The organism is Pseudorhodobacter sp. MZDSW-24AT (assembly GCF_002794355.1).
Taxonomy (GTDB): domain Bacteria; phylum Pseudomonadota; class Alphaproteobacteria; order Rhodobacterales; family Rhodobacteraceae; genus Pseudotabrizicola.
The window spans coordinates 1-1,991 of the sequence record NZ_PGOI01000020.1; the positions used below are offsets into that span (position 1 = coordinate 1).

The 1,991-nt window shown below is 62.8% G+C and carries 3 protein-coding genes and 1 tRNA gene; 1 reads left to right on the forward strand and 3 read right to left on the reverse strand.

Annotation, left to right across the window (positions count from 1 at the left end; translation table 11 throughout):
* Positions 1-6: 6 nt before the first annotated feature.
* A tRNA-Met gene (locus tag CUR21_RS18370) sits at positions 7-83 on the forward strand.
* Between the two features lie 204 nt (positions 84-287).
* Here the strand turns inward: CUR21_RS18370 and CUR21_RS18955 are convergent.
* From CUR21_RS18955 to CUR21_RS18965, 3 genes are all read right to left on the reverse strand, one after another.
* Positions 288-911 (reverse strand): zinc ribbon domain-containing protein, encoded by a 624-nt coding sequence (locus CUR21_RS18955; RefSeq protein WP_232622864.1) that lies wholly within the window; start codon positions 909-911, stop codon positions 288-290.
* A 125-nt stretch (positions 912-1,036) separates the two neighbouring features.
* Complete coding sequence (locus tag CUR21_RS18960; protein ID WP_232622865.1) at positions 1,037-1,390, reverse strand: recombinase family protein; 354 nt, start codon at positions 1,388-1,390, stop codon at positions 1,037-1,039.
* Positions 1,391-1,402: 12 nt separating this feature from the next.
* On the reverse strand, positions 1,403-1,708 hold the full coding sequence (locus CUR21_RS18965; protein ID WP_232622866.1) for a recombinase family protein: 306 nt from the start codon (positions 1,706-1,708) through the stop codon (positions 1,403-1,405).
* Positions 1,709-1,991 lie beyond the last annotated feature (283 nt).

Below are 1,991 nucleotides of genomic sequence, written 5' to 3' on the forward strand. Positions count from 1 at the left end.
GACGGACGCGGGGTGGAGCAGCCCGGTAGCTCGTCAGGCTCATAACCTGAAGGCCGCAGGTTCAAATCCTGCCCCCGCAACCAGAAATACCAGCCTAACTCTGACACCAGCCCCGACCATCCGTCGGGGCTTTGTCATGTCCGGAGCCCGGAGCGATAGGGTCTCGGCAAGATCTCAACAAGTTCAATGTGATGAAAACCGGATGCCGCCCAGTCCGGCGCCATCCGAACCTTGGGGATCAAGTCCCGCAGCAGCTCCGTCGTTTGTGGCTGCAGGGCGGGCTGGTTCTAAGACTCGGACAGGGGGGTGATCTTTCCCCGGTAAAGGTCCGACAGACGCGGGGGCAGGCGCAGGGCAGGCGGTTCCGGGCTGGTTTCGAGGAAACGGGCGAGGCCGGACTTCTCCATCTCGAGCGCTGCCATCTTCTCCTTCATCGACGGGTGATACATCCCGTCCTCAATTGCGGCGAGGATACCGGCGATCTTCTTCTCGGCCTTTGCCAGATCGCGCTTCGCCTTGTCGCGCTCAGCATTGGCATCTGCCGCCGTCTCGTTGAAGGCGCGGCGGTATTCCTCGGCGAAGGCGGCGATCAGATCGGGGTGCAGCAGCGCTTCGCGTAGGCCGTCCAGCACGCGGGTTTCGACCTCTTCGCGCAGGATGCTGGCGCGGTTTGTGCAGATACTCTCACCCTTGTTGCGCGGGGCGGCGCAGCCGTAGCGGTTCTTGTCGATCAGCGTATAGCTCGATCCGCAGCAGGCGCACTTCATCAGCCCGGCCAAAAGGTGGGCCGGACGGCGGGCGTGTTCCAGGCGTGGGCGACCGGAGTTTGTGCCTGCGGGGTTCATCGCCTTTCGGATCGCGCCTTGGCGCGCTTTGACCCCATCCCAGAGCGCGTCTTCGATGATGCGCAAGTCCGGCAGCGCGTGAAACTTCCATGCCTCGGGTGGGTTGAGCCGCGCCTGGCGTTTGTAAGTCTGCGGGTCCTTTACGAAGCGCTGACGATTCTAGACGAGGATGCCGATGTAGAGTTCGTTGTTCAGGATCCCTGTGCCCCGTTTCCCTCGCGGGGGCTGGCGATGCCTTCTTCATTCAAGGCGGCGGCAATCGCCCGGGCCGAGAGCCCGGCGTCATAGTCCCGAAAAATCCGGATGACCGTCTCGGCTTCCTCAGGGATGATCTCGCGCTCCCCCGTGGTGACAGAGCCATCGGCCCGAATCTTGCGCTTCACACGGTAGCCATAGCAGATGCCACCCGCTGACTTGCCCGCTTCGACGCGGCCCTCAAGGCCCCGGTGGGTCTTCTGGGCGAGGTCCTTCAGATAGAGAGCAGACATCGTGCCCTTCAGCCCGATATGCAGTTCAGAGATCTCACCCTCGGCCACGATGAACACCGGGATGCCATGCTAGCTCATCTGCTTGTCGAGAGCGGCAATATGTTCCTGATCGCGTGAGAAGCGGTCCAGGCCCTCCGCGACCACGACATCGAAGTGGCCTGCGCGGGCATCGGTGAGCAGGCGCTGGTAATCCGGACGCTGCAATGACGCTCCTGACAACGCCGCATCGGAAGAGGTCTCAGCAAAGGTCCAGCCATGGCCGTCAATCATCCGGCGGCACACCCGCAGCTGGTCTTCGATCGAGGCATCAGACTGAAGATCCGTCGAATAGCGGGCGTAGATCGCGGCGCGGCGATGGGTATTGCGCATCAGCATGTCAATCTCCCTTCTTCGCAGCCGCCCGCTGCGCGGCGATCTCTTCCTTCGCCGCCTGGCGGGCCATCAGGCGCACCAGTCGGACCAAGCAAGGATGGGCAGGCGGAAGATTCGGCGCAGTACTGGCGCTCTTGCGCAAAGAGGCGCCCGTTATGGAACCAGCGGAAACCGGCGCATCCGCGCCGCCCTGCTGATGCCTTCCGGCAATATCTCTCCGCGCTCGTGACACAGGCCGAGTTTGGACTTACCCAGCTTTTGTGGAGAGCGTTTAGCTCACTTCCCG